General features: G+C 59.7%; 23 protein-coding genes. 22 read left to right on the plus strand and 1 reads right to left on the minus strand.

The genetic code is table 11. The features are described from left to right. Window positions 1–29 precede the first annotated feature (29 nt). From rseP to ispD, 16 genes are all read left to right on the plus strand, one after another. Window positions 30–1,382, plus strand: coding sequence for a sigma E protease regulator RseP (gene rseP / locus BXA01_RS21720; protein ID WP_076566123.1), 1,353 nt, complete (start codon window positions 30–32; stop codon window positions 1,380–1,382). Window positions 1,383–1,456: 74 nt separating this feature from the next. Beyond that, window positions 1,457–3,847, plus strand: coding sequence for an outer membrane protein assembly factor BamA (gene bamA, locus BXA01_RS21725; RefSeq protein WP_076566125.1), 2,391 nt, complete (start codon window positions 1,457–1,459; stop codon window positions 3,845–3,847). Window positions 3,848–3,892: 45 nt separating this feature from the next. Beyond that, window positions 3,893–4,396 carry an OmpH family outer membrane protein gene (locus BXA01_RS21730; protein ID WP_003222140.1) on the plus strand — a complete coding sequence of 168 codons (504 nt, stop codon included), beginning with the start codon at window positions 3,893–3,895 and terminating at the stop codon, window positions 4,394–4,396. Window positions 4,397–4,399: 3 nt separating this feature from the next. Continuing rightward, window positions 4,400–5,455, plus strand: a complete 1,056-nt coding sequence (gene lpxD, locus BXA01_RS21735; RefSeq protein WP_056783213.1) for a UDP-3-O-(3-hydroxymyristoyl)glucosamine N-acyltransferase — start codon at window positions 4,400–4,402, stop codon at window positions 5,453–5,455. Between the two features lie 106 nt (window positions 5,456–5,561). Beyond that, window positions 5,562–6,002: a 3-hydroxyacyl-ACP dehydratase FabZ gene (gene fabZ / locus BXA01_RS21740; RefSeq protein WP_016771469.1), complete on the plus strand. Its 441-nt coding sequence runs from the start codon at window positions 5,562–5,564 to the stop codon at window positions 6,000–6,002. Further along, window positions 5,999–6,775, plus strand: coding sequence for an acyl-ACP--UDP-N-acetylglucosamine O-acyltransferase (gene lpxA / locus BXA01_RS21745; protein WP_016771468.1), 777 nt, complete (start codon window positions 5,999–6,001; stop codon window positions 6,773–6,775). The genes fabZ and lpxA overlap by 4 nt, the downstream gene beginning before the upstream one ends. Window positions 6,776–6,777: 2 nt before the next feature. Next, entirely contained in the window at window positions 6,778–7,908 is a 1,131-nt protein-coding gene (lpxB, locus tag BXA01_RS21750) for a lipid-A-disaccharide synthase (RefSeq protein WP_076566127.1), read from the plus strand. An 11-nt stretch (window positions 7,909–7,919) separates the two neighbouring features. Continuing rightward, the gene (gene rnhB / locus BXA01_RS21755) at window positions 7,920–8,546 is read left to right on the plus strand and encodes a ribonuclease HII (protein ID WP_076566129.1); all 627 of its coding nucleotides are present in this window, start codon (window positions 7,920–7,922) and stop codon (window positions 8,544–8,546) included. 76 nt (window positions 8,547–8,622) lie between these two features. Continuing rightward, window positions 8,623–12,144: a DNA polymerase III subunit alpha gene (dnaE, locus tag BXA01_RS21760; RefSeq protein WP_076566131.1), complete on the plus strand. Its 3,522-nt coding sequence runs from the start codon at window positions 8,623–8,625 to the stop codon at window positions 12,142–12,144. Between the two features lie 139 nt (window positions 12,145–12,283). Then, on the plus strand, window positions 12,284–13,231 hold the full coding sequence (locus BXA01_RS21765) for an acetyl-CoA carboxylase carboxyltransferase subunit alpha (protein ID WP_016771465.1): 948 nt from the start codon (window positions 12,284–12,286) through the stop codon (window positions 13,229–13,231). Window positions 13,232–13,361: 130 nt separating this feature from the next. Next, a complete protein-coding gene (gene tilS, locus BXA01_RS21770) occupies window positions 13,362–14,690 on the plus strand; it encodes a tRNA lysidine(34) synthetase TilS (RefSeq protein WP_076566133.1) in 1,329 nt (442 codons plus the stop codon). A 274-nt stretch (window positions 14,691–14,964) separates the two neighbouring features. After that, entirely contained in the window at window positions 14,965–16,596 is a 1,632-nt protein-coding gene (locus BXA01_RS21775) for a CTP synthase (RefSeq protein WP_076566135.1), read from the plus strand. Window positions 16,597–16,600: 4 nt separating this feature from the next. Then, window positions 16,601–17,446, plus strand: coding sequence for a 3-deoxy-8-phosphooctulonate synthase (kdsA, locus tag BXA01_RS21780; protein ID WP_007954807.1), 846 nt, complete (start codon window positions 16,601–16,603; stop codon window positions 17,444–17,446). Window positions 17,447–17,601: 155 nt separating this feature from the next. Continuing rightward, on the plus strand, window positions 17,602–18,891 hold the full coding sequence (gene eno / locus BXA01_RS21785) for a phosphopyruvate hydratase (RefSeq protein WP_041478121.1): 1,290 nt from the start codon (window positions 17,602–17,604) through the stop codon (window positions 18,889–18,891). Between the two features lie 169 nt (window positions 18,892–19,060). Then, on the plus strand, window positions 19,061–19,339 hold the full coding sequence (gene ftsB / locus BXA01_RS21790) for a cell division protein FtsB (protein WP_016771460.1): 279 nt from the start codon (window positions 19,061–19,063) through the stop codon (window positions 19,337–19,339). Further along, window positions 19,336–20,043, plus strand: coding sequence for a 2-C-methyl-D-erythritol 4-phosphate cytidylyltransferase (ispD, locus tag BXA01_RS21795; RefSeq protein ID WP_076566137.1), 708 nt, complete (start codon window positions 19,336–19,338; stop codon window positions 20,041–20,043). The genes ftsB and ispD overlap by 4 nt, the downstream gene beginning before the upstream one ends. A gap of 132 nt (window positions 20,044–20,175) precedes the next feature. On the opposite strand, the gene BXA01_RS21800 is transcribed toward ispD, so the two are convergent. Next, window positions 20,176–21,072, minus strand: a complete 897-nt coding sequence (locus BXA01_RS21800; RefSeq protein WP_076566139.1) for a LysR substrate-binding domain-containing protein — start codon at window positions 21,070–21,072, stop codon at window positions 20,176–20,178. A 116-nt stretch (window positions 21,073–21,188) separates the two neighbouring features. On the opposite strand from BXA01_RS21800, the gene BXA01_RS21805 reads away from it, so the two are divergent. From BXA01_RS21805 to BXA01_RS21830, 6 genes are all read left to right on the plus strand, one after another. Continuing rightward, window positions 21,189–22,301: an S-(hydroxymethyl)glutathione dehydrogenase/class III alcohol dehydrogenase gene (locus tag BXA01_RS21805; protein WP_007908835.1), complete on the plus strand. Its 1,113-nt coding sequence runs from the start codon at window positions 21,189–21,191 to the stop codon at window positions 22,299–22,301. Window positions 22,302–22,397: 96 nt separating this feature from the next. Next, window positions 22,398–23,243 carry an S-formylglutathione hydrolase gene (gene fghA / locus BXA01_RS21810; protein ID WP_039762487.1) on the plus strand — a complete coding sequence of 282 codons (846 nt, stop codon included), beginning with the start codon at window positions 22,398–22,400 and terminating at the stop codon, window positions 23,241–23,243. A 43-nt stretch (window positions 23,244–23,286) separates the two neighbouring features. Continuing rightward, complete coding sequence (gene ispF, locus BXA01_RS21815; RefSeq protein WP_076566141.1) at window positions 23,287–23,760, plus strand: 2-C-methyl-D-erythritol 2,4-cyclodiphosphate synthase; 474 nt, start codon at window positions 23,287–23,289, stop codon at window positions 23,758–23,760. Beyond that, the gene (truD, locus tag BXA01_RS21820; protein ID WP_076566143.1) at window positions 23,757–24,815 is read left to right on the plus strand and encodes a tRNA pseudouridine(13) synthase TruD; all 1,059 of its coding nucleotides are present in this window, start codon (window positions 23,757–23,759) and stop codon (window positions 24,813–24,815) included. The genes ispF and truD overlap by 4 nt, the downstream gene beginning before the upstream one ends. Then, on the plus strand, window positions 24,803–25,552 hold the full coding sequence (surE, locus tag BXA01_RS21825) for a 5'/3'-nucleotidase SurE (RefSeq protein WP_024011837.1): 750 nt from the start codon (window positions 24,803–24,805) through the stop codon (window positions 25,550–25,552). Before truD ends, surE begins: the two co-directional genes overlap by 13 nt. 38 nt (window positions 25,553–25,590) lie before the next feature. Beyond that, window positions 25,591–26,226, plus strand: a complete 636-nt coding sequence (locus tag BXA01_RS21830; protein ID WP_160768345.1) for a protein-L-isoaspartate(D-aspartate) O-methyltransferase — start codon at window positions 25,591–25,593, stop codon at window positions 26,224–26,226. Window positions 26,227–26,252: the final 26 nt, after the last annotated feature.

Below are 26,252 nucleotides of genomic sequence, written 5' to 3' on the forward strand. Positions count from 1 at the left end.
GACACTGAACAGGATTGCGGAGAAAGTAGATGAGCGCGCTCTATATGATTGCCGGCACCCTGATCGCCCTGGGTGTGCTGGTCACCTTCCACGAATTCGGCCACTTCTGGGTCGCGCGTCGCTGTGGCGTTAAGGTTCTGCGTTTTTCCGTGGGCTTTGGCATGCCGTTGCTGCGCTGGCATGACAAGCAAGGCACCGAGTTCGTGGTCGCCGCGATTCCGCTGGGCGGCTACGTCAAGATGCTCGACGAGCGCGAAGGCGAAGTGCCGGTCGATCAACTCGATCAGTCGTTCAATCGCAAATCGGTACGTCAGCGTATCGCCATTGTTGCTGCCGGCCCGATTGCCAACTTCCTGCTGGCGCTGGTGTTTTTCTGGGTGCTGGCGATGCTCGGCAGCGAGCAGGTGCGTCCGGTCATCGGCGCAGTCGAGTCCGGCAGCATTGCCGCCAAGGCAGGTCTGAACGCGGGTCAGGAGATCGTCTCGATTGATGGTGAGCCTACGTCCGGTTGGGCTGCGGTCAATCTGCAACTGGTGCGTCGTCTCGGTGAAAGCGGTGCGATTCAATTGCTGGTGCGCGAGCAGGGTTCGACGGCAGAATCGCCGCGCACGCTGGCACTGGATAACTGGCTAAAAGGCGCCGACGAGCCGGATCCGATCCGCTCGCTGGGCATTCGTCCATGGCGTCCGGCGTTGCCACCGGTGCTTGCCGAACTTGACCCGAAAGGCCCGGCCCAGGCCGCCGGGCTGAAAACCGGCGATCGCTTGCTGGCGCTTGATGGTCAGTCGCTGAGTGACTGGCAGCAGGTGGTTGATACCGTTCGTACGCGTCCTGATACCAAAATCATGCTGCGCATCGAGCGCGACGGTGCTCAAATCGACGTCCCTGTGACCTTGGCGGCGCGCGGTGAAAGCAAATCGCCAAGCGGTTATCTGGGCGCGGGCGTCAAAGCCATCGACTGGCCGCCAGAAATGATCCGCGAGGTCAGTTATGGCCCGCTGGCCGCGATTGGCGAGGGTGCCCGTCGCACTTGGACCATGAGCATTCTGACGCTGGATTCACTGAAGAAAATGCTGTTCGGCGAGCTCTCGGTAAAAAACTTGAGTGGACCGATAACCATTGCTAAAGTGGCGGGCGCTTCTGCCCAGTCGGGCGTCGCTGATTTCCTGAATTTCCTTGCTTATCTGAGTATTAGCCTGGGCGTTCTGAATTTGCTGCCCATTCCTGTACTGGATGGGGGGCATTTGTTGTTTTATCTGATCGAGTGGGTGCGTGGTCGCCCCTTGTCGGATCGGGTGCAAGGTTGGGGGATACAGATCGGTATCAGTTTGGTGGTCGGGGTGATGTTGCTTGCTCTGGTCAACGATCTGGGTCGACTGTAACGCTTCGCTGAATTGCGAATCTGCCGCATTTTGCGGCAGTTTGTTTATTGCCAGTTGGAATAAGAAAGGACTTCATGAAACGTCTGCTGCTAACTGCGGTTCTCACCGTATTGATGATCGCCGAAGTTCACGCCGAGTCCTTCACTATCTCTGATATTCGCGTCAATGGCCTCCAGCGGGTCTCCGCGGGTAGCGTTTTTGGTGCCTTGCCGTTGAACGTCGGCGAGCAGGCGGATGATCGTCGCCTGGTGGAATCCACTCGTGCGTTGTTCAAAACCGGTTTCTTTCAAGATATCCAGCTGGGCCGCGAAGGCAACGTTCTGGTCATCACCGTCGTCGAGCGTCCTTCGGTCGCCAGTATCGAAATCGAAGGCAACAAGGCGATTTCCACTGAAGACCTGATGAAAGGCCTCAAGCAATCCGGTCTGGCCGAAGGCGAAATCTTCCAGCGCGCCACCCTCGAGGGTGTGCGTAACGAACTGCAACGTCAGTACGTCGCCCAGGGTCGTTACTCGGCTACCGTCGACACCGAAGTGGTCTCGCAGCCGCGTAACCGCGTGGGTCTGAAGGTGAAGATCAACGAAGGTACCGTTGCCGCCATTCAGCACATCAACGTGGTAGGCAATACGGTTTTCCCTGAGGAAGACCTGACCGACCTGTTCGAACTGAAAACCACCAACTGGCTGTCGTTCTTCAAGAACGATGACAAATATGCCCGCGAAAAACTTTCCGGTGACCTGGAGCGTCTGCGTTCCTACTATCTGGACCGCGGCTATATCAACATGGACATCGCTTCGACCCAGGTATCGATTACCCCGGACAAGAAGCACGTCTACATTACTGTCAACGTCACCGAAGGCGAGAAGTACACCGTTCGTGACGTCAAGCTCAGCGGCGACCTGAAAGTCCCTGAAGACCAGGTAAAGTCGCTGTTGCTCGTGCAGAAGGGTCAGGTGTTCTCGCGCAAGCTGATGACCACCACCTCCGAGCTGATCACCCGTCGTCTGGGTAACGAGGGCTACACCTTCGCCAACGTCAACGGTATTCCTCAGCCGCATGATGACGACCACACCGTGGACGTCCTCTTCGCTGTCGATCCGGGCAAGCGCGCCTACGTCAACCGCATCAACTTCCGTGGCAACACCAAGTCCGAAGACGAAGTGCTGCGTCGTGAAATGCGTCAGATGGAAGGCGGCTGGGCTTCGACCTACCTGATCGACCAGTCCAAGACCCGTCTGGAGCGTCTGGGCTTCTTCAAGGAAGTCAACGTTGAAACCCCGGCCGTGCCGGGTGTAGACGACCAGGTTGATGTGAACTACGCCGTTGAAGAACAGGCTTCCGGTTCGATCACCGCCAGCGTTGGTTTCGCGCAGAGCGCCGGTCTGATCCTCGGTGGTTCGATCACCCAGAACAACTTTCTCGGTACCGGTAACCGCGTCAGCATCGGCCTGACCCGCAGCGAATACCAGAGCCGCTACAACTTCGGCTACGTTGACCCCTACTGGACCGCCGACGGCGTGAGCCTGGGTTACAACGCGTTCTATCGCACCACTGACTACGACGAGCTCGACACCGACCTTTCGAGCTACGCGGTAGACAGCCTGGGCGCTGGTGTGAACATCGGCTACCCGATCAGCGAGACTTCGCGTCTGACATTCGGTGCTTCCGTTCAGCAGGACGAAATCAGTACCGGTAGCTACACCGTTGACGAGATTTTCGACTTCGTTAACAAGGAAGGCGACAAGTACCTGAACTTCAAGGCGTCTGCCGGCTGGTCCGAATCCACCTTGAACAAAGGCGTACTGCCGACCCGTGGCCGGTCCCAGAGCCTGACTCTGGAAACCACCATCCCGGGTAGCGACCTGTCCTTCTTCAAGCTTGATTACCGTGGTCAGCTGTTCCAGCCGATTACTGAAAACTACACCATGCGCCTGCACACCGAACTGGGTTATGGCGACGGTTACGGTTCGACTGACGGCTTGCCGTTCTATGAAAACTACTATGCGGGTGGCTTTAACTCCGTACGTGGCTTCAAGGACAGCACGCTGGGTCCACGCAGTACACCGAGCCGCGGTGCAGCTGTAACGGGTAACTCCGGTACGCTTGCCGATCCGGATCAGGATCCGCTGCCATTCGGTGGTAACGTGTTGATTCAAGGTGGCGTTGAAGTCTTGTTCCCGCTGCCGTTCGTGAAAGATCAGCGTTCTCTGCGGACCTCGGTGTTCTGGGACGTGGGTAACGTATTTGATTCCAAGTGCGACAAGACCACCAACGCGAGCGCGGGTTCGACGTCCAGCACTCAGTGCAACGACATCAGCCTGAGCAACATGGCCAGTTCCGTAGGTGTCGGCGTGACCTGGGTCACCGCACTGGGACCGTTGAGCTTCGCGCTGGCGATGCCGGTCAAGAAACCGGATGACGCTGAAACTCAAGTGTTCCAATTCTCCCTCGGCCAGACGTTCTAAGCGTCTGACCCAAGATAACGACAATGGATTTTGTAGGAGTGCATCGTGCGTAAGTTGACTCAATTGGTTCTCCTGGCCTCCGTACTGGTGGCAGGCCCGGCGTTCGCCGACATGAAAATTGCCGTGCTGAACTATCAGATGGCTCTGCTGGAATCCGACGCGGCGAAGAAGTACGCGGTGGATGCCGAGAAGAAGTTCGGTCCGCAACTGACCAAGCTGAAAACCTTGGAAAGCAGCGCCAAAGGCATTCAGGACCGTCTGATGGCCGGTGGCGACAAAATGCAGCAGGGCGAGCGTGAGCGTCTGGAGCTGGAATTCAAGCAAAAGGCCCGCGATTTCCAGTTCCAGTCCAAGGAGCTGAACGAAGCCAAGGCCGTTGCTGACCGTGAAATGCTCAAGCAGCTGAAGCCGAAGCTGGACAGCGCTGTGGAAGAAGTCATCAAGAAGGGTGGTTTTGACCTGGTGTTCGAGCGTGGCGCAGTCATCGATGTCAAGCCTCAGTACGACATCACGCGCCAGGTTATCGAGCGCATGAATCAGCTGAAGTAACCCATGACCGTGACTATCAGGCTCGGCCAGTTGGCCGAGCACCTCGGCGCCACCCTGCGTGGCGACCCCGAGACGCAAATTACTGGGCTAGCCACTTTGCAAGAGGCTGGCCCAGCTCAGTTGAGCTTTCTGGCAAATCCCCAATACCGCAAATACCTGGCCGGTTCTCAGGCAGCTGCACTGCTGCTCAAGGAAGCCGACGCTGAGGGTTTTGCCGGTAATGCCCTGGTGGTGCCGGACCCTTACCTGGCCTATGCACGCATCTCGCATCTGTTCGATCCAAAGCCAAAAGCGGCTGGCGGGATTCATCCGACAGCGGTGATCGCGGCGGACGCAGTGGTTGATCCAAGTGCCAGCATCGGTCCGTTCGTGGTGATCGAAGCCGGTGCACGCATCGCTGCACAGGTCACGCTGGGCGCGCATTGCGTAGTCGGCGCGCGCAGCGAAATCGGTGAAGGCGGCTGGCTGGCTCCGCGCGTCACGCTCTATCACGATGTGCGCATCGGCAAGCGTGTGGTTATTCAGTCCGGCGCAGTGATCGGCGGTGAGGGCTTCGGCTTCGCCAACGAAAAAGGTGTCTGGCAGAAAATCGCCCAGATCGGTGGCGTGACCATCGGCGACGATGTCGAGATCGGCGTGAACACCGCCATCGACCGCGGCGCTCTGGCCGATACCGTGATTGGCAATGGCGTGAAGCTCGACAACCAGATTCAGATCGCGCACAACGTCCAGGTCGGTGATCACACCGCCATGGCTGCGTGCGTCGGCATTTCCGGCAGCACCAAGATCGGCAAGCACTGCATGCTCGCTGGCGGTGTAGGTCTGGTCGGCCACATTGATATTTGCGACAACGTTTTCCTGACCGGGATGACTATGGTGACTCACTCGATTACCGAGCCAGGCGCCTATTCTTCCGGCACAGCCATGCAACCGGCGGCCGAATGGCGCAAAAGCGCGGCCCGCATCCGTCAGCTCGATGACATCGCACGACGGTTGAAACAGCTGGAAAAGCGCGTTGGGGAAGTGACCCCTGACGGCAATGCTTCATCTGATGGCTGATACCATTTCCATATCAAGTGTGCACAGCCTCTGGACTGCCTCCTTGATTTGCTAGAGGAGTGCGCGTCAGTCGCGCTCCCAATCTTTACATAGGCTTTCCCCTGAAATGATGGACATCAACGAGATTCGCGAATACCTGCCTCACCGTTACCCGTTCCTGCTGGTGGACCGGGTGGTGGAACTGGACACTGAAGGCAAGCGAATTCGCGCCTACAAGAATGTCAGCATCAATGAACCGTTCTTCAATGGTCACTTCCCTGCGCATCCAATCATGCCGGGCGTGCTGATCATCGAAGCGATGGCTCAGGCTGCCGGGATCCTCGGTTTCAAGATGCTCGACGTCAAACCGGCCGACGGCACCCTGTATTACTTCGTCGGTTCCGACAAGCTGCGCTTCCGCCAGCCAGTCAAGCCGGGCGACCAGCTGATCCTTGAAGCGACCTTCATCAGCTGCAAGCGCAAGATCTGGAAGTTCGAATGCCAGGCTTCGGTGGACGGCAAGCCGGTCTGCTCGGCAGAAATCATCTGCGCGGAACAGAAAGTATGAGTTTGATTGACCCTCGCGCAATCATCGATCCGTCCGCCGTTCTGGCTGACGGCGTCGAGGTCGGCCCGTGGTCGATCATCGGCGCAGGTGTGGAAATCGGCGAGGGTACCGTGATCGGGCCGCATGTGATCCTCAAGGGGCCGACCCGCATTGGTAAGCACAATCGCATCTACCAGTTTTCTTCGGTAGGCGAAGACACCCCGGATCTGAAGTACAAAGGCGAGGAAACCCGCCTGGTGATCGGCGACCACAACGTTATTCGTGAAGGCGTGACCATTCACCGTGGCACCGTGCAGGACCGTTCGGAAACCACCCTGGGTGATCACAACCTGATCATGGCCTATGCCCACATCGGCCATGACAGCGTCATCGGCAATCACTGCATTCTGGTCAACAACACTGCGTTGGCCGGGCATGTGCACGTTGACGACTGGGCGATCCTCTCCGGTTTCACCCTGGTGCATCAGTACTGCCACATCGGCGCCCACAGCTTTTCCGGCATGGGCACAGCGATCGGCAAGGATGTTCCGGCGTTCGTCACCGTATTCGGCAACCCCGCCGAAGCGCGCAGCATGAACTTCGAAGGCATGCGCCGTCGCGGTTTCAGCGAAGACGCGATCCACGCCTTGCGTCGTGCTTACAAGACGGTCTATCGGCAGGGCCTGACGGTCGAGCAGGCGCTGGCCGAGCTGGCAGAGCCGTCTGCGCAGTTCCCTGAAGTCGCCGTGTTCCGCGATTCGATCCAGGCATCGACTCGCGGCATCACCCGCTGATCATGGCCAGTCTGCGTATTGCGCTGGTGGCGGGTGAGGCTTCCGGTGACATTCTCGGCGCCGGCCTCATGCGCGCGCTCAAGGCACAGCACCCGGCAGTCGAGTTCATCGGCGTCGGCGGTCCGTTGATGCAGGCCGAAGGCCTGACCTCGTACTTTCCCATGGAGCGCTTGTCGGTCATGGGACTGGTGGAGGTCCTCGGTCGGCTGCGTGAATTGCTCAAGCGCCGCAAAGAGCTGATTGCCACACTGATCGCCGCGAAGCCGGACGTGTTCATCGGCATAGATGCGCCGGATTTCAACCTCAATATCGAACTCAAGCTGCGTCAGGCCGGGATCAAGACCGTGCATTACGTCAGCCCGTCGGTATGGGCGTGGCGGCAGAAGCGGGTGCTGAAGATCCGCGAAGGCTGCGATCTGATGCTGACCCTGTTGCCGTTCGAGGCGAAATTCTACGAAGAGAAAGGCGTGCCGGTGCGTTTCGTCGGTCACACCCTGGCCGATACCATTCCGCTGCAAGCTGACCGCGCCGCTGCACGCGCCGAGCTGGGTTTGCCCGACGGTCCGCTGGTGGCGTTGATGCCGGGCAGCCGTGGCGGTGAAGTCAGTCGCCTCGGTGCGCTGTTCCTCGACACCGCCGAACGTCTGCGCGCCATGCGTCCGGGCGTGCGCTTTGTCATGCCTTGTGCAAACCCGGAACGCCGGGTGCAACTCGAGGCCTTGCTTGCTGGCCGGGATTTGCCGGTGACATTGCTCGACGGTAAATCCCATCTGGCCCTGGCCGCCTGCAACGCCGTGTTGATCGCCTCCGGCACTGCTACCCTTGAAGCGCTGCTGTACAAGCGACCGATGGTGGTGGCCTATCGGTTGGCGCCGTTGACGTTCTGGATTCTCAAACGCATGGTCAAGAGCCCGTACGTGTCGCTGCCCAACTTGCTCGCCCAGCGCTTGCTGGTGCCGGAGTTGTTGCAGGATGATGCGACTGTCGAGGCGTTGGCGCAGACGCTGTCGCCATTGATCGATGGCGGCGAGGAACAGACCCGCGGCTTCGACGAGATCCACCGCACGCTGCGGCGCGATGCTTCCAATCAGGCGGCGCAAGCCGTCCTTGACCTGATCGGCAAACCACAATGAGCAAGACAAGCATGCAAATGGGCCTGGATTTCACCCTGGTCGCCGAAGTCGAAGAACTGGTCGCCGGTGTTGATGAAGTCGGTCGTGGTCCGTTGTGCGGTGCGGTGGTGACGGCGGCAGTGATTCTCGATCCGAACCAGCCGATCCTCGGCCTCGACGATTCGAAAAAACTCACCGAAGCCAAGCGCGAAAAGCTCTATGACGAGATCTGCGAAAAGGCCCTGAGCTGGTGCATCGCCCGCGCCGAAGTCGAAGAAATCGACGATCTGAATATCCTCCACGCGACCATGCTGGCCATGCAGCGCGCGGTTGCCGGTCTGCACATTCAGCCGAAACTGGCGATGATCGACGGTAACCGCTGCCCGCATCTGCCGATGCGTGCCGAGGCGGTGATTCAGGGCGACGGCAAGGTGCCGGCGATCGCGGCAGCGTCGATTCTTGCCAAGGTCAGTCGTGATCGCGAAATGGCGGCGTTCGAATTGATCTACCCGGGCTACGGCATCGGCGGCCATAAAGGCTACCCGACGCCCGTTCATCTGGAAGCACTGGCGCGGCTCGGCCCGACGCCGATTCACCGCCGCTCGTTCGCCCCGGTACGCCTGGCTTACGAGGCGCGGGAAAGCCTGACGCAGGTTTAGGCGCAAGGCTGATGTTTTATTCGAGGCCCGGTACAATCCGGGCCTCGTTGTCTCTATGTAACTGGACAGGATCACTATGCCGGCTTCATTCGTTCATCTACGCCTGCACACTGAATACTCCCTGGTCGACGGGCTGGTGCGGATCAAGCCGCTGGTCAAAGCGCTGACCGCCATGAACATGCCGGCGGTCGCGGTCACCGACCAGAACAACATGTGTTCCCTGGTCAAGTTCTATAAAAACGCCATGGGCGCCGGCATCAAACCGATCTGCGGCGCCGACCTGTGGCTGGCGAACAAGGACCCGGATGCACCGCTGAGCCGCCTCAGCCTGCTGGTGATGAACGCTCAGGGTTATCGCAATCTCACCGAATTGATCTCGCGCGGCTTTATCGAAGGCCAGCGCAACGGCATGGTCATCGTCGAGCGCGAGTGGGTGGCTGAGGCCAGCGAAGGCCTGATCATGCTGTCCGCCGCCAAAGAAGGCGAGATCGGCATGGCCATGATCGGCGGCAACCCGGCGGAAGCCGAAGCGCTGGCGCGCGAGTGGATGGCGGTGTTCCCGGATCGTTTTTATCTGGAAATCCAGCGCACCAACCGTCCTAACGACGAAGAACAACTGCACGGCGCCGTGGCCCTGGCCGACAAGCTTGGCGCGCCGCTGGTGGCGACCAACGATGTGCGCTTCATCAAGCAGGAAGACTTCGCCGCCCACGAAACCCGTGTGTGCATCGGTGAAGGCCGCGCCCTCGATGACCCGCGTCGTTCGAAGAATTACAGCGATCAGCAATACCTGAAAAGCGCCGAGGAAATGCTCGAGCTGTTCAGCGATATCCCTGACGCCATCGAAAACACCGTCGAGATCGCCAAGCGCTGCAACATCGAAGTGAAGCTGGGCACGCACTTCCTGCCCAACTTCCCGATCCCCGATGGCATGACCATCGACGAATATTTCCGCAAGGTCTCCTTCGAAGGTCTCGAAGAACGCTTGGCTGTGCTACTGCCCAAAGACACTACCGAAGACTACGAAGCCAAGCGTCAGGTCTATGTCGACCGCTTGAATTTCGAGCTGGATATCATCATCCAGATGGGCTTCCCCGGTTACTTCCTGATCGTGATGGACTTTATCCAGTGGGCCAAGAACAACGGCGTGCCGGTAGGTCCGGGCCGTGGGTCGGGTGCCGGATCGCTGGTGGCTTACGTTCAGAAGATCACCGACCTCGATCCGCTGGAATATGACCTGCTGTTCGAACGTTTCCTTAACCCGGAACGGGTTTCCATGCCCGACTTCGACGTCGACTTCTGCATGGACGGTCGTGACCGGGTGATCGATTACGTGGCCGAGAAGTACGGCCGTAACGCGGTGAGCCAGATCATCACCTTCGGTTCCATGGCCGCCAAGGCTGTGGTCCGCGACGTGGCGCGGGTGCAGGGCAAGTCCTATGGCCTGGCGGATCGTCTGTCGAAGATGATTCCGTTCGAAGTCGGCATGACCCTGGAAAAAGCCTACGAGCAGGAAGAGATCCTGCGTGACTTCATCAAGGTCGATGAAGAAGCGGCGGAAATCTGGGAGATGGCGCGCAAACTCGAGGGTGTGGTGCGTAACGTCGGCAAGCACGCCGGTGGTGTGGTGATCGCGCCGACCAAATTGACCGATTTCTCGCCGATCTATTGCGACGAGGCCGGCGACGGTCTGGTGACCCAGTTCGACAAGGATGACGTTGAGGCCGCCGGTCTGGTGAAGTTCGACTTCCTCGGCCTGCGTACCCTGACGATCATCGACTGGGCGCTGAAAACCATCAACCGCGACCGCGCCAAGGTCAACGAGCCACCGCTGGATATCGCCTTTATCCCGCTCGACGACAAGCCGACCTATCAGTTGCTGCAAAAAGCCGAAACCACGGCGGTGTTCCAGCTTGAATCCCGGGGCATGAAAGAGCTGATCAAAAAGCTCAAGCCCGACTGCCTGGAAGACTTGATCGCACTCGTTGCACTGTTCCGTCCCGGTCCGCTGCAATCGGGCATGGTGGACGACTTCATCAACCGTAAGCACGGTCGCGCCGAACTGGCCTATCCGCACTCGGACTACCAGTACGACGGCCTCAAACCGGTACTGGCTCCGACTTACGGCATCATCCTGTATCAGGAACAGGTGATGCAGATTGCCCAGGTCATGGCCGGTTACACCCTCGGCGGTGCGGACATGCTGCGTCGGGCGATGGGTAAGAAAAAGCCCGAAGAAATGGCCAAGCAGCGCGGCGGCTTCATCGAGGGTTGCGCGACCAACGGCATCGACGCGGATCTGGCCGGTAACATTTTCGACCTGGTGGAGAAATTCGCCGGTTACGGCTTCAACAAATCCCACTCCGCCGCTTACGGCCTGGTGTCCTACCAGACAGCTTGGCTGAAAGCTCACTACCCGGCGCCGTTCATGGCCGCGGTACTTTCGGCGGATATGCACAACACCGACAAGGTCGTGACCTTGATCGAGGAAGTGCGGACGATGAAGCTGCGCCTCGACGCGCCGGACGTGAACACTTCGGAGTTCAAGTTCACGGTGAACGACGACGGCCGCATCGTTTACGGCCTCGGCGCGATCAAAGGCGTCGGTGAAGGCCCGGTGGAAGCGATCACCGAAGCGCGTCAGGCCGGTCCGTTCAAGGATCTGTTCGATTTCTGCGCGCGGGTCGACCTCAAGCGCATCAACAAACGAACTCTTGATGGCTTGATTCGCAGCGGCGCGCTGGATCGCCTCGGCCCGTATTTCCACGACGAACAAAAGGCCTATCAGGCCAACATCGACCGTAACCGCGCGGTATTGCTCGCGGCGATGGAAGAGGCGATCAAGGCGGCCGAGCAGACTGCGCGGACCCACGACAGTGGCCACGCCGATCTGTTTGGCGGCTTGTTCGTCGAAGAGGATGCCGACGTCTACGCGTCCCATCGCAAGGCCAAGGAACTGACCCTCAAGGAACGCCTCAAGGGTGAAAAAGACACCCTGGGCCTGTACCTGACCGGTCACCCGATCGACGAATACGAAGGCGAGATCCGCCGTTTCGCCCGCCAGCGCATCATCGACCTGAAACCGGCACGCGACACACAGACCGTGGCAGGGATGATCATTGCCCTGCGGGTGATGAAGAACAAGAAGGGCGACAAGATGGGTTTCATCACCCTCGACGACCGCTCCGGGCGGATCGAAGCGTCGCTGTTTGCCGATGCGTTCCATTCGGCGCAATCGCTGCTGCAGACCGACGCGATGGTGGTGGTCGAAGGCGAGGTCAGCAATGACGACTTCTCCGGCGGCCTGCGCCTGCGGGTCAAGCGGGTGATGAGCATGGAAGATGCGCGGACCAATCTGGCCGAGAGCCTGCGCCTGAAGCTGCACACCCAGGATCTCAAAGGCGATCAGCTACGCTGGTTGGGCGAACTGCTCAAGCGTCATCGCGGCGCGTGCCCGGTGACCATGGAGTACACCAGCCCGGATGCGAAGACCTTGCTGCAGTTCGGCGAGACTTGGCGGATCGACCCGGCGGATACCTTGATTCAAGCCCTGCGTGACCAGTTCGGGCGAGACAACGTCTTCCTCCAATACCGTTGACCGGCAAGTGCCATCATGGCGCTTGCCCGCAACCTGAATTTTTAATCTCGACCTCAGCGCGCCTCTCCCTTAAGGTAGGGCGCGAATAGACAACCGGCCGGCCCAAGCTCACTTGGGACACGACCCAAGACGGACGCCTATGAACCCGAATTTTCTAGATTTCGAACAGCCGATCGCCGACCTGCAAGCCAAGATCGAAGAGTTGCGCTTGGTCGGTAATGACAATTCGCTGAATATCGGCGATGAGATCTCCCGCCTGCAGGACAAGAGCAAGACGCTGACCGAAGACATCTTCGGCAAGCTGACCAGCTGGCAGATCGCACGCCTGGCGCGTCACCCGAAACGCCCTTACACCCTCGATTACATCGAGCACATCTTCACCGAGTTCGACGAACTGCACGGCGACCGTCACTTCTCCGACGACGCTGCCATCGTTGGCGGTATCGCCCGTCTGGAAGACCAGCCGGTGATGATCATCGGCCACCAGAAGGGCCGTGAAGTGCGTGAGAAAGTTCGCCGCAACTTCGGCATGCCGCGTCCGGAAGGCTACCGCAAGGCCTGCCGTCTGATGGAGATGGCCGAGCGCTTCAAGATGCCGATCCTGACTTTCATCGACACACCGGGTGCTTACCCTGGCATCGACGCTGAAGAGCGCAACCAGAGCGAAGCGATTGCCTGGAACCTGCGTGTGATGGCGCGTCTGAAGACTCCGATCATCGCCACTGTAATTGGTGAAGGTGGTTCCGGCGGCGCACTGGCCATCGGCGTCTGCGATCAACTGAACATGCTGCAATATTCGACCTACGCGGTGATCTCGCCGGAAGGTTGCGCATCGATCCTGTGGAAGACCGCCGAGAAAGCACCGGATGCCGCTGAGGCAATGGGCATCACCGCTGAGCGTTTGAAAGGCCTGGGTATCGTCGACAAAGTGATCAGCGAGCCACTGGGCGGCGCCCATCGTGACCCGGCTGCTGCCGCCGCTTCGATCCGCGCCGAACTGAGCTCGCAACTGGCGATGCTCAAGCAGTTCGATAACGAAGCGCTGCTCAAGCGCCGTTACGATCGCCTGATGAGCTACGGTCTCTAAGTCGAGCGCTATCCCGTGTAGGAGTGAGCCTGCTCGCGATAGCGGTGTAACATTCAACCCATGTGTTGGTTGTTACACCGCTAACGCGAGCAGGCTCACTCCTACATTTGATTGGGGCAAAGAGAAAGTTATGGGCCAGTCCCCGATTGATTTGCCATCCCGTCTTCTGCTGAACCTTGAGCCCTGGCGCAACGTCGCTCACTGGCGCGTCGCCTTCTCCGGCGGCCTCGATTCCACCGTCCTCCTGCATCTGCTCGCCACTCTGGCGAACACCGAATCCCTCCCTGCGCTCAGCGCCATTCATATCCACCACGGCCTTCAGGCTGCAGCCGATGCGTGGCCGCAACATTGCCAGGCCGTTTGCGATGCGCTGGACATTCCTTTGCAAGTGGAGCGGGTGACCGTAAAGGGCGGGGCGAGCCTGGAGCGGGCGGCGCGGGATGCGCGTTATGCCGCGTTCAGTTCGCTGACGCAGACCAATGACGTGTTGCTGACTGGCCAGCACCGCGATGACCAAGCGGAAACGCTGCTGTTTCGGCTGTTGCGCGGTGCCGGTGTACGCGGGCTCGGGGCCATGCCGCAGCAGCGCCCAGTGGGGCAGGGCATGCTGGTTCGACCGTTGCTGGATGTCAGCCGTGCTGAGCTGGAAGGTTATGCACAAGCGCATCAGTTGCGCTGGATCGAAGACCCGTCGAACCAGGACCGGCAGTTTTCGCGCAACTATCTGCGCCATCAAGTCATGCCGGTCCTCACCGAACGCTGGCCGCAAGCGCAGGCCAGCATGGCGCGCACGGCTGCGCATCTGCGTGAGGCGCAGGGCTTGCTTGATGAGCTGGCGCAGATCGATCTCGCCCAAGCCGAAACGCCCCATGAATTCGCTTGGCTGGGTGTGCCATCGCTGGAGCTGACACCATTGATGGCGTTGTCTGACGCGCGCCAGCGAAATGCCCTCAGCTACTGGCTCGAACCGTTGACCCGGCTGCCAGACGCTGACCATTGGTCGGGTTGGACAACGCTGTGCAATGCCGGCGCCGACGCTTCACCGATCTGGCGTCTGGCCGACGGAGAGCTGCACCGCAGCGCCGGTCGCGTCTGGTGGCTGAGCGACAGTTGGTTGCGCACGCCAGTGATCGGCGCCGACTGGCAGACCCCGACTTCAGCGCTACGCTTGCCGGATAACGGACGCGTCATGCTCCACGGGCATGCTCCATCCGGGCCTTTGCGTATTGCCTATCGGCAGGGCGGTGAGGTCATGCAATTGGCTGAGCGCGGCAGCCGTGATCTCAAGCGTCTGCTCAACGAGCGCGCGGTCCCGGCCTTCGTGCGTGGCAGATTGCCGCTGCTGTTTCGTGGCGAAGAGTTGCTCGCCGTGGCGAACCTGCCGGGTCTTGCTGGTCAGATGGACGAAGGCTGGACATTGCACTGGCAGCCAACAGACGAAGATCAAGGTTTGAGCTGAAAGGAGCATTCCGGTAGACTACGCTCCCTTCTTGATACAACTTCTGTGGATTCGCCTGAATTGCAGGAGTTGCCGATTACCAAGCAGTCTTTGCTGGGCGATTCCAAAAAATGTGTAGCGAGCAACGTACCGGTGTTTCATCTGCCGGTCTGTCACAACGCGGCGGTTTTTTCGAAAGGTGCACTGTGATTAATGCAGGTGATCGGGGGCTTCGGCCTTCCTTCGCTTTCCCCGGCGGCTCGTTCCGCTTTAACGCAGACTTCTAGGGTTTTTCATGACGCGCTACATATTCGTCACGGGCGGTGTTGTTTCTTCATTGGGGAAAGGCATTGCCTCGGCTTCATTGGCGGCTATCCTGGAGGCGCGGGGGCTTAAGGTCACCATGCTGAAGCTGGATCCGTACATCAACGTCGATCCAGGCACCATGAGTCCGTTCCAGCACGGTGAAGTGTTCGTCACCCACGACGGCGCCGAGACCGACCTGGATCTGGGGCACTACGAGCGGTTCATCCGCACGACCATGACCCAGAACAACAACTTCACCACCGGCCGTGTCTACGAGCACGTGCTGCGCAAAGAGCGCCGTGGCGACTACCTGGGTGCAACCATCCAGGTGATCCCGCACATCACCGACGAAATCAAGCGTCGCATCATCAAAGGTGCCGGTGACGCTGACGTGGCGATGGTTGAAATCGGTGGCACCGTCGGTGACATCGAGTCGCAACCATTCCTCGAAGCCATCCGCCAGTTGCGTTTCGAAGTCGGCGCCAAGCGCGCGATGCTGATGCACCTGACGCTGGTGCCGTACATCGCCACTGCTGGCGAAACCAAGACCAAACCGACCCAGCACTCCGTCAAGGAACTGCGTTCGATCGGTCTGCAGCCAGACGTGCTGGTGTGCCGCTCCGATCACCCGATCGATGTGTCCTCGCGTCGCAAGATCGCGCAATTCACCAACGTTGAAGAGCGTGCGGTAATCGCGCTGGAAGACGCCGATACCATCTACAAGATCCCGGGCATCCTGCACTCGCAGGGCCTGGACGATTTCGTCGTCGAGCGTTTCGGTCTGCAATGCGGCAGCGCCGATCTGTCCGAGTGGGACGCAGTGGTCGATGCCAAGCTGAACCCGGAACACGAAGTGACCATCGCCATGGTCGGCAAGTACATGGAACTGCTCGACGCCTACAAGTCGCTGATCGAAGCGATGAGCCATGCCGGCATCAGCAACCGCACCAAGGTCAACCTGCGCTACATCGATTCCGAAGACATCGAGAACCAGGGCACTGCGCTGCTCGAAGGTGTTGATGCGATTCTGGTGCCGGGCGGCTTCGGTCTGCGTGGCGTTGAAGGCAAGATCACTGCCGTTCAGTACGCTCGCGAAAACAAGGTTCCGTACCTCGGCATCTGCCTGGGCATGCAAGTGGCGGTCATCGAATTCGCCCGTAACGTACTGGGCTGGAAAGACGCCAACTCCACCGAGTTCGATCGTGCCAGCGGCCATCCGGTTGTCGGTCTGATCACCGAGTGGGAAGACGCCACCGGTGCTGTCGAAGTGCGTACCGAAGCGTCCGATCTGGGCGGCACCATGCGCCTCGGCGCTCAGGAATGCCTGCTCGAGCCGGGCTCCAAAGTGCACGATTGCTACGGCAAGGATGTGATTGTCGAGCGTCACCGTCACCGTTACGAAGTGAACAACAACCTGCTGCCGCAGATCATCGAAGCCGGCCTGAAAATCTCCGGTCGCTCCGCCGATGCTGCGCTGGTCGAAGTGGTTGAAGCGCCGGATCATCCATGGTTCGTCGCCTGCCAGTTCCACCCTGAGTTCACCTCGACCCCACGCGACGGCCATCCGCTGTTCAGCGGTTTCGTCAAAGCCGCGTTGGCTCAACACCAGAAGAAGGCGTAACCCGATGGCACAGAAGATCATCCGCGTCGGCGACATCGAGATTGCCAACGACAAACCCATGGTGCTGTTCGGCGGCATGAACGTGCTGGAAAGCCGTGACATGGCCATGCAGGTTTGCGAAGAGTACGTAAAGGTCACCGAAAAACTCGGTATCCCTTACGTGTTCAAGGCCAGCTTCGACAAGGCCAACCGGTCTTCTGTGACCTCGTATCGCGGTCCTGGCCTGGAAGAGGGCATGCGCATCTTCCAGGACATCAAGCAAGCGTTCGGCGTGCCGATCATCACCGACGTCCACGAGCCGGACCAGGCTGCGGTCGTCGCTGAAGTCTGCGACATCATTCAGTTGCCGGCCTTCCTGTCGCGCCAGACCGATCTGGTTGTCGCGATGGCAAAGACCAATGCCGTGATCAATATCAAGAAAGCCCAGTTCCTCGCGCCTCAGGAAATGAAACACATCCTGAACAAGTGCGTGGAAGCCGGTAACGATCAGTTGATCCTCTGCGAGCGTGGTTCGAGCTTCGGCTACAACAACCTCGTGGTCGACATGCTCGGCTTCGGCATCATGAAGCAGTTCGAATACCCGGTGTTCTTCGACGTGACCCACTCGCTGCAAATGCCTGGCGGTCGTTCCGACTCCGCTGGCGGTCGCCGTGCGCAGGTCACCGATCTGGCCAAGGCCGGCATGAGCCAGTCGCTGGCGGGTCTGTTCCTCGAAGCGCATCCGGATCCGGACAACGCCAAATGCGACGGCCCTTGCGCCTTGCGTCTGGACAAACTGGAGCCATTCCTGGCCCAGCTCAAAGCTCTGGACGAACTGGTGAAGAGTTTTCCGACGGTAGAAACCGCGTAACGCTCGATTCTCCGGTAAAGTACCGCACGATTTGTCGCTCATGCCCTCGGGCGTGAGCGTTGTCGTCTGCAAGTCTGCCCGCTGTACTTCGCTTGCCGACGATAAAGATTTCCTCTAGCTGCGTCGTTTTCGTCAACTTTGGAGTGTTTACAACAATGGCAAAAATCGTCGACATCAAAGGTCGTGAAGTTCTCGACTCCCGTGGCAATCCCACCGTGGAAGCGGACGTGCTTCTCGACAACGGCATCATCGGTAGCGCCTGCGCGCCGTCCGGTGCATCCACTGGCTCGCGTGAAGCGCTCGAGCTGCGTGATGGCGACAAGAGCCGTTACCTGGGCAAGGGCGTGCTCAAGGCGGTAGCCAACATCAACGGTCCGATCCGCGATCTGCTGCTGGGCACCGACCCGAGCGACCAGAAAGCCCTCGACCAAGCGATGATCAAGCTCGACGGTACCGAAAACAAGGCGACCCTGGGCGCCAACGCCATCCTCGCCGTGTCGCTGGCTGCGGCCAAGGCAGCTGCGCAGGATCAGGATCTGCCGCTGTACGCACACATCGCCAACCTCAACGGCACCCCGGGTGTGTACTCGATGCCGGTCCCGATGATGAACATCATCAACGGTGGCGAGCACGCTGATAACAACGTCGACATCCAGGAATTCATGGTCCAGCCAGTCGGCGCCAAGTCTTTCTCGGAAGGTCTGCGCATGGGCACCGAGATTTTCCATCACCTGAAAGCTGTGCTGAAGGCCCGTGGCCTGAGCACCGCCGTTGGTGACGAAGGCGGTTTCGCGCCGAACCTGGCGTCCAACGAAGACGCGCTGAAAGTGATCTCCGAAGCCGTGGCCAACGCCGGTTACAAGCTGGGCACCGACGTGACCCTGGCGCTGGACTGCGCCGCGAGCGAGTTCTACGAAGACGGCAAGTACAACCTGTCCGGTGAAGGCCAGGTGTTCACTGCTGAAGGTTTCGCCGACTACCTCAAAGGTCTGACCGAGCGTTACCCGATCATCTCCATCGAAGACGGTCTGGACGAGTCTGACTGGGCAGGCTGGAAAATCCTCACCGACAAGATCGGCGAGAAGACCCAGCTGGTGGGCGACGACCTGTTCGTGACCAACACCAAGATCCTCAAAGAAGGCATCGATAAAAAGATCGCCAACTCGATCCTGATCAAGTTCAACCAGATCGGCACCCTGACCGAAACCCTGGAAGCCATCCAGATGGCCAAGGCTGCCGGCTACACCGCCGTGATCTCGCACCGCTCCGGCGAAACCGAAGATTCGACGATTGCCGACCTGGCTGTGGGCACCTCGGCTGGCCAGATCAAGACCGGTTCGCTGTGCCGCTCCGACCGCGTTTCCAAGTACAACCAACTGCTGCGTATCGAAGAGCAGTTGAACGGCAAGGCCAAGTACAACGGCCGTGCCGAGTTCCGCGGTTAAGCGCAACCTGATCAAAGGACACCGGATTGTGTCGGAAAAGTCGTGACAGCGATGGATTTGCCACTAATCTGATGCCTTAAGCACAAGCCTGGATCTTTCCAGGCTTCGTGCTATCAGATGCTGCAACATTATGCGTGGCTGTCTTTTTTCACTGGATACCTGATATTCGATGCGCAGTCCTTACTGGTTGTTTCTTGTTTTGCTCTTGCTCCTGGCCGGTCTGCAGTACCGCCTGTGGGTGGGCAATGGCAGTCTGGCGCAGGTCGCCGAGCTGAAACAGCAGATCGCCGAGCAACATGCCGAAAACGAAGGCCTGCTGGAGCGCAACCGGGTGATGGACGCTGAAGTCAGCGAGCTGAAGAAAGGCATGGAGACCGTCGAAGAGCGGGCTCGTCACGAACTGGGCATGGTCAAGGACGGCGAAACCCTTTACCAGTTGGCCCAATGATCGATTCCCTGCCGGCCTTCTGGGCCGTGATTCCTGCCGCGGGCGTCGGTGCCCGAATGGCCGCGGACCGTCCCAAGCAGTATCTGCAACTGGGCGGGCGCACAATTCTCGAACACAGCCTCGGCTGTTTCCTCGATCACCCGAGCCTCAAGGGCCTGGTGGTCAGTCTTGCTGTCGATGATCCCTATTGGCCGAATCTGGCTTGCGTCAGCGATCCACGCATTCAGCGGGTGGACGGCGGGGCGGAGCGTTCCGCTTCGGTGCTCAACGCCTTGTTGCATCTGCATGCGCAAGGTGCCGAGGATGACGATTGGGTGCTGGTGCACGATGCGGCCCGGCCAAATCTGAGTCGCGATGATCTCGACAAGTTGCTTGCCGAACTCGCGGATGACCCGGTCGGTGGTCTGTTGGCGGTGCCCGCTCGCGACACGCTCAAACGCGTTGATAAAAACGGTCGTGTGGTTGAAACCGTGGATCGCAGCGTGATCTGGCAGGCGTATACACCGCAGATGTTCCGCCTCGGCGCGTTGCATCGGGCGTTGGCCGACAGCCTGGTTGCGGATGCGGTGATCACCGATGAAGCTTCGGCGATGGAATGGGCCGGTCTGGCACCGCGTCTGATCGAAGGGCGCGCGGATAACCTCAAGGTGACCCGGCCGGAAGATCTGGAGTGGTTGCGCCAGCGGTGGGCTAACCGCCGCTGAGATTTGGGGTCGCTGTGCCATTGCCTTCGCGAGCAGGCTCGCTCCCACAGAGGGAATGCATTCAGCTGTCGAACTCGGTCAATTGTGGGAGCGTGCCTGCTCGCGAAAGCGGTCGCACAGGCAACCAATAACTCAAAGCTTGTACTCCGGCCTTTCAGCCAGTCCCACCTTCAAAAAATCCACCAACTTGCGCACCTTCGGCGACAAATGCCGCTGCTGCGGATACAGCGCCCACACCGCGGTATTCGGCGGTTGATGCGCCTCCAGCAAGGAAATCAGCGCGCCACTGTGCAAATGCTCGAGCACGTAATAGTCCGGCAACTGACACAACCCGACACCCTGCAGGGCTGCATCCAATACCGCTTGCCCACTGTTGCAACGCCAGTTGCCCTGCACCCGTTGGGAAAATTCCCGCCCGTTCTGTTCCAGTTGCCAGATATCCGAACTGCCAATCAGGCAATTGTGCCGACTCAATTCCGACAAGCTGTGTGGGCGCCCATACCGTTCCAGGTAGGAAGGCGACGCGCACAGGTACATTCTTCGTGGCGCCAGACGTGTCGCGACCAGGCGCGAATCCTGTAGCCGACCCAGACGGATCGCCAGGTCCAGCCCTTCATGCACCAGATCCAGTTGGCGATTGCTCAGCTCTATATCGATGCGTAGCTGCGGGTACAGCCCCATGAAGCGAGTCACCAGCGGCACGATAAAACGTTCGCCGTAGGCCACCGCGCAGGTCATGCGCAGCATGCCTTTCGGTTCGCTGGTCAGATCGCCTACCGCGCGCAAGGCTTCTTCGCGACCGTCCTGCAGGCGCTGGCAATGTTGCAGGAAAGTCTGCCCGGCTTCGGTCAGCGTTACGCGACGGGTACTGCGGTAGAGCAGGCGCGTCTGCAAACGCTCTTCAAGCCGTACGATTTGTCGACTGACGTGGGAGGAAGAAACCCCAAGACGCTCGGCAGCGGCGGTGAATTGGTTGCATTCGGCGACGGCAACGAACTCGTCGATGCCTTCCCAGCGGTTTTCCGACACTTGGATTATCCCTGTATGGCAATAATGTTTTGCTTTCGTCCGGATTATTCCTCAGGGCACGCTGAACTACACTGTCTGTCTGCTTTTATATTTACTGGATTCATTGGAGAGTCAGCATGATCAAGTCGCGCGCCGCCGTTGCCTTCGAGGCCAAGAAGCCGCTGGAAATCGTAGAAGTCGATGTCGCCATGCCCAAGGCCGGTGAAGTATTGCTGCGCGTCGTCGCTTCCGGCGTTTGCCACACGGACGCCTATACCTTGTCCGGCGCGGATCCGGAAGGCATCTTCCCGTCGATCCTTGGCCACGAAGGTGGCGCCATCGTTGAAGCGATCGGCGAGGGCGTGACATCGGTTGCCGTCGGCGATCACGTCATTCCGCTCTACACCCCGGAATGCGGCCAGTGCAAATTCTGCAAGTCGGGCAAGACCAACCTCTGCCAGGCGATTCGCGCCACCCAAGGCAAGGGCCTGATGCCGGACGGCACTTCGCGCTTTTCCTACAAGGGCGAAACGATTTTCCACTACATGGGCACATCGACGTTTTCGGAGTACACCGTACTGCCGGAAATTTCCGTAGCGAAGATCTCCAAAGACGCGCCGCTGGAAAAGGTCTGCCTGCTCGGTTGCGGCGTCACCACCGGTATCGGCGCCGTGCTCAACACCGCCAAGGTCAAACCGGGTGACACCGTGGCCATCTTCGGTCTCGGCGGTATCGGCTTGTCGGCCGTGATCGGCGCGGTGAAAGCCAAGGCTGCGCGGATCATCGCCATCGACATCAATCCAGCCAAGTTCGAAATCGCCAAACAACTCGGTGCCACCGATTGCGTGAACCCGAAAGACTTTGATCGTCCGATCCAGGAAGTAATCGTCGACATGACCGATGGCGGCGTTGACTTCTCCTTCGAGTGCATCGGCAATGTGCAACTGATGCGCGCCGCGCTTGAGTGCTGCCACAAAGGCTGGGGCGAGTCGGTCATCATCGGTGTCGCCGGTGCCGGCCAGGAAATCGCTACCCGTCCGTTCCAGTTGGTCACTGGTCGCGTCTGGCGCGGTTCGGCGTTCGGCGGCGTGCGTGGCCGTACTGAATTGCCGAGCTACGTCGACATGGCCCAGAGCGGCGAAATCCCGCTGGATACCTTCATCACCCACACCATGGGCCTGGAAGATATCAACAAGGCGTTCGACCTGATGCACGAAGGCAAGAGCATCCGCACAGTCATTCATTTCTAACAGCAGCCCCGAGCTGCAAGCTTCAAGCTGCAAGTAAAGGCGCTCGTGCTTTTTCTTGAAGCTTGCGGCTTGCAGCTTACAGCTAGGGAGAATCCCTTGAATCTGGAAAACATTTCCTGTCAGAAGAGTTTCGGTGGCTGGCACAAGCGTTATCGCCATCGCTCCGAAGTGCTTGATTGCGACATGGTCTTCGCCGTGTACCTGCCGCCGCAAGCGGAGCAGGGCGGCAAGCTGCCGGTGCTGTACTGGTTGTCCGGGCTGACCTGCACCGATGAGAATTTCATGCAGAAGGCCGGCGCGATGCGCATGGCTGCCGAACTTGGTCTGATCATCGTCGCGCCGGATACCAGCCCACGTGGCCCGGATGTCCCGGACGATGCCGACAAAGCTTGGGATTTCGGCCTCGGCGCTGGGTTTTATCTAAACGCCACGCAGGAACCGTGGGCGCGGCACTATCAGATGCATGACTATGTCGTGCAGGAGTTGCCCGCTCTGGTCGAGGCGCATTTCCCCGCTTCCGACAAACGCAGCATCAGCGGTCACTCCATGGGCGGCCACGGCGCGTTGGTCTGCGCGCTGCGCAATCCCGGGCGTTATCAGTCAGTGTCGGCGTTCTCGCCGATCACCCATCCGATCGATTGCCCGTGGGGTCAGAAGGCCTTTTCCAACTATTTGGGCGAAGACCGTTCGAAGTGGAAGGAGTGGGACGCCTGTGTGCTTATCGCGGAGGCGACGGAGAAGTTGCCGTTGTTGGTCGATCAAGGTGATCGTGACGATTTCCTCGCCACGCAATTGAAACCCGAGGCCTTGCAACACGCAGCAAAACAAGCGGGGCATCCGCTGGAGCTGCGCCTGCAACCGGGCTACGACCACAGCTATTTCTTCATCTCAAGCTTCATTGACGACCACTTGCAGCATCACGCACGCGCTCTGCGCGGTTAATGCAGGTAGAATCACGCCCTGACAAAAATCGGGGCGTTTTTTTATGCGTATTGGCCACGGCTACGATGTGCACCGTTTCGCTGAAGGCGATTTCATTACTCTGGGCGGCGTGCAGATTGCACACAGCTTCGGGCTGCTCGCTCATTCCGACGGTGACGTCCTGCTGCACGCCTTGAGCGATGCCTTGCTCGGCGCGGCGGCGCTGGGTGATATCGGCAAACACTTCCCGGACACCGATCCGCAATTCAAGGGCGCCGACAGCCGTGTGCTGTTGCGTCATGTGGTCAGTCTGATCCACGCCAAGGGCTGGAAAATCGGCAACGTCGACAACACCATCGTTGCCCAGGCGCCAAAAATGGCGCCGCATATCGAATCGATGCGCGCGCTGATCGCGGCGGATCTTCAAGTTGAGTTGGATCAAGTGAACGTCAAAGCTACCACCACCGAAAAGCTTGGCTTTGTCGGTCGCGAAGAAGGCATCGCCGTGCATTCCGTTGCCTTGTTGCTGCGCGCATGAATGAACTGCAATTGCTCGGCCCGCGGGCCTATGGCGCACCGCTCGGCACAGCGGTACTGAAAGCCATCGCCGAAGATTTTCAGGTCGATGAAGTGCTGGATATCCCGTTCAGCGGTGACGGCGAACACCTGTGGATCTGGGTGGAAAAGCGCGGCCTCAATACCGAAGAAGCGGCACGGCGGATCGCCAAAGCGGCGGGCGTGCCGTTGCGCACCGTCAGCTATGCCGGCCTCAAAGATCGTCAGGCCCTGACCCGTCAGTGGTTCAGCGTGCAATTGCCGGGCAAGGCCGATCCGGATCTGTCGGCAGCGGAAAACGACACGCTGAAGATCCTCAAGACCACGCGCCACAAGCGCAAGCTGCAACGCGGTGCGCATTCGGCCAACGGTTTCACCCTGCGCCTGACGCAATTCAATGGCGACAAAGATGCGATTGAACAGCGCCTGCAACTGATCGCCAAACAAGGCATCCCCAATTATTTCGGCGCCCAGCGCTTCGGCCATGACGGCGGCAACGTTGTCGATGCGCGGGCGTGGGCGGCGCGCAAGGCTTTGCCGGAACAGCGCAATGTGCGATCGCGGTTACTGTCGACGGCGCGCAGCTTTCTGTTCAACCAGGTGCTGGCGGCGCGCGTCGCCGATGGCACTTGGAATACCGCACTGGTGGGCGATCTGTTGGCCTTTACTGACAGCCGCAGCTTTTTCCCGGCCGGCGAAGCCGAATGCAGCGACCCGCGTCTGGCGATTCTCGACCTGCACCCGACCGGTCCGCAGTGGGGCGAAGGTGACTCGCCCACCGCTGGCGCAGTCCATGAACTGGAGCAGGAGATCGCCGCCCGCGAAGCGGATCTGCGTGACTGGTTGATCCACGCCGGCATGAGCCATGAACGTCGCATCCTGCGGCTGCCCATTGGCGGGTTGACGTGGCATTATCCCCAACCTGACATTCTGCAACTGGAATTCGTCCTCCCGGCCGGATGCTTTGCCACCGTATTGGTGCGCGAGCTCGTTGATCTGGTGCCGGTGGGGCAGACGGACAGCCCATGCGTATTCTGATTTCAAACGACGATGGGGTAACCGCGCCCGGTCTCGCCGCGCTTTATGCTGCGCTGGCGGATTACACCGAATGCGTGGTTATCGCCCCGGAGCAGGACAAAAGCGGCGCCAGCAGTTCGCTGACGCTCGACCGTCCGCTGCACCCGCAATACCTGGCCAACGGCTTTATCAGCCTCAACGGCACACCGACCGATTGCATTCACCTGGGCCTTAACGGCTTGCTTGAGCGCGAAGCGGACATGGTGGTATCCGGCATTAATCTGGGCGCCAATCTTGGCGACGACGTGCTGTATTCCGGAACCGTGGCGGCAGCGCTGGAAGGACGATTTCTCGAGCGCCCATCGTTTGCCTTCTCCCTGGTCTCGCGTCAGGTGGACAATCTGCCGACTGCGGCCTACTTTGCGCGCAAACTGGTCGAGGCCCACGCCGGGCTGGATCTGCCGCCGCGCACGGTGCTCAACGTGAACATTCCCAATCTGCCCATCGATCACATCCGTGGCATTCAGTTGACCCGCCTCGGTCATCGCGCCCGCGCGGCGGCGCCGATGAAAGTGGTCGATCCGCGCGGCAAGGCCGGTTACTGGATCGCCGCTGCCGGCGATGCTGAGGACGGCGGCCCGGGTACCGATTTTCATGCCGTGATGCAGGGTTATGTGTCCATCACACCGTTGCAGCTCGATCGCACCTTCAATGATGCCTTCAGAAGTCTGGATGGCTGGCTGGGGGGGCTGAGCTGATGCGTGAACATGACGACCGCCTGCGTAGCGGAATTGGCATGACCTCCCAACGTACACGTGAGCGACTGATCCAGCGGCTGTATGAAGAAGGCGTGTCGAACGCCAAAGTGCTGGAAGTGATCCGCCGCACGCCGCGTCATCTGTTTGTCGATGAGGCGCTGGCACATCGCGCTTATGAAGACACCGCGCTGCCGATCGGCAACAACCAGACCATTTCCCAGCCTTATATGGTGGCGCGCATGAGCGAGCTGCTGCTGGAGGCCGGCCCGCTGGATAAAGTGTTGGAGATCGGCACCGGTTCCGGCTACCAGACGGCGGTGTTGTCGCAACTGGTCGAACGGGTGTTTTCGGTCGAACGCATCAAGGTGCTGCAGGACCGCGCCAAGGAGCGTCTGGTCGAGCTGAACCTGCGCAACGTGGTGTTTCGCTGGGGCGATGGCTGGGAAGGCTGGCCGGCGCTGGCACCATACAACGGCATCATCGTCACCGCCGTTGCCACCGATGTACCGCAAGCTTTGCTGGATCAACTGGCCCCCGGTGGGCGCATGGTGATTCCGGTCGGCTCCGGTGAAGTGCAACAACTGATGCTGATCGTGCGCGAAGAACATGGCTTTTCCCGACACGTTTTGGGCGCTGTGCGTTTCGTGCCTTTGCTCAACGGGCCACTGGCCTGAGCATTTGCGAGCAGGCGCTGAATTCC

The organism is Pseudomonas sp. B10 (assembly GCF_900156235.1).
Taxonomy (GTDB): domain Bacteria; phylum Pseudomonadota; class Gammaproteobacteria; order Pseudomonadales; family Pseudomonadaceae; genus Aquipseudomonas; species Aquipseudomonas siliginis.

What these genes read in the sequence shown, in the direction of transcription:
- BXA01_RS21830 (WP_160768345.1), top strand. Translation starts at nt 25,591, where the DNA reads ATGACCTCCCAACGTACACGTGAGCGACTGATCCAGCGGCTGTATGAA.
- tilS (WP_076566133.1), top strand. Translation starts at nt 13,362, where the DNA reads ATGGGCCAGTCCCCGATTGATTTGCCATCCCGTCTTCTGCTGAACCTT.
- BXA01_RS21765 (WP_016771465.1), top strand. Translation starts at nt 12,284, where the DNA reads ATGAACCCGAATTTTCTAGATTTCGAACAGCCGATCGCCGACCTGCAA.
- surE (WP_024011837.1), top strand. Translation starts at nt 24,803, where the DNA reads ATGCGTATTCTGATTTCAAACGACGATGGGGTAACCGCGCCCGGTCTC.
- ispD (WP_076566137.1), top strand. Translation starts at nt 19,336, where the DNA reads ATGATCGATTCCCTGCCGGCCTTCTGGGCCGTGATTCCTGCCGCGGGC.
- rseP (WP_076566123.1), top strand. Translation starts at nt 30, where the DNA reads ATGAGCGCGCTCTATATGATTGCCGGCACCCTGATCGCCCTGGGTGTG.
- dnaE (WP_076566131.1), top strand. Translation starts at nt 8,623, where the DNA reads ATGCCGGCTTCATTCGTTCATCTACGCCTGCACACTGAATACTCCCTG.
- fabZ (WP_016771469.1), top strand. Translation starts at nt 5,562, where the DNA reads ATGATGGACATCAACGAGATTCGCGAATACCTGCCTCACCGTTACCCG.
- lpxB (WP_076566127.1), top strand. Translation starts at nt 6,778, where the DNA reads ATGGCCAGTCTGCGTATTGCGCTGGTGGCGGGTGAGGCTTCCGGTGAC.
- rnhB (WP_076566129.1), top strand. Translation starts at nt 7,920, where the DNA reads ATGCAAATGGGCCTGGATTTCACCCTGGTCGCCGAAGTCGAAGAACTG.
- lpxA (WP_016771468.1), top strand. Translation starts at nt 5,999, where the DNA reads ATGAGTTTGATTGACCCTCGCGCAATCATCGATCCGTCCGCCGTTCTG.
- ispF (WP_076566141.1), top strand. Translation starts at nt 23,287, where the DNA reads ATGCGTATTGGCCACGGCTACGATGTGCACCGTTTCGCTGAAGGCGAT.
- bamA (WP_076566125.1), top strand. Translation starts at nt 1,457, where the DNA reads ATGAAACGTCTGCTGCTAACTGCGGTTCTCACCGTATTGATGATCGCC.
- eno (WP_041478121.1), top strand. Translation starts at nt 17,602, where the DNA reads ATGGCAAAAATCGTCGACATCAAAGGTCGTGAAGTTCTCGACTCCCGT.
- BXA01_RS21805 (WP_007908835.1), top strand. Translation starts at nt 21,189, where the DNA reads ATGATCAAGTCGCGCGCCGCCGTTGCCTTCGAGGCCAAGAAGCCGCTG.
- ftsB (WP_016771460.1), top strand. Translation starts at nt 19,061, where the DNA reads ATGCGCAGTCCTTACTGGTTGTTTCTTGTTTTGCTCTTGCTCCTGGCC.
- lpxD (WP_056783213.1), top strand. Translation starts at nt 4,400, where the DNA reads ATGACCGTGACTATCAGGCTCGGCCAGTTGGCCGAGCACCTCGGCGCC.
- BXA01_RS21775 (WP_076566135.1), top strand. Translation starts at nt 14,965, where the DNA reads ATGACGCGCTACATATTCGTCACGGGCGGTGTTGTTTCTTCATTGGGG.
- kdsA (WP_007954807.1), top strand. Translation starts at nt 16,601, where the DNA reads ATGGCACAGAAGATCATCCGCGTCGGCGACATCGAGATTGCCAACGAC.
- truD (WP_076566143.1), top strand. Translation starts at nt 23,757, where the DNA reads ATGAATGAACTGCAATTGCTCGGCCCGCGGGCCTATGGCGCACCGCTC.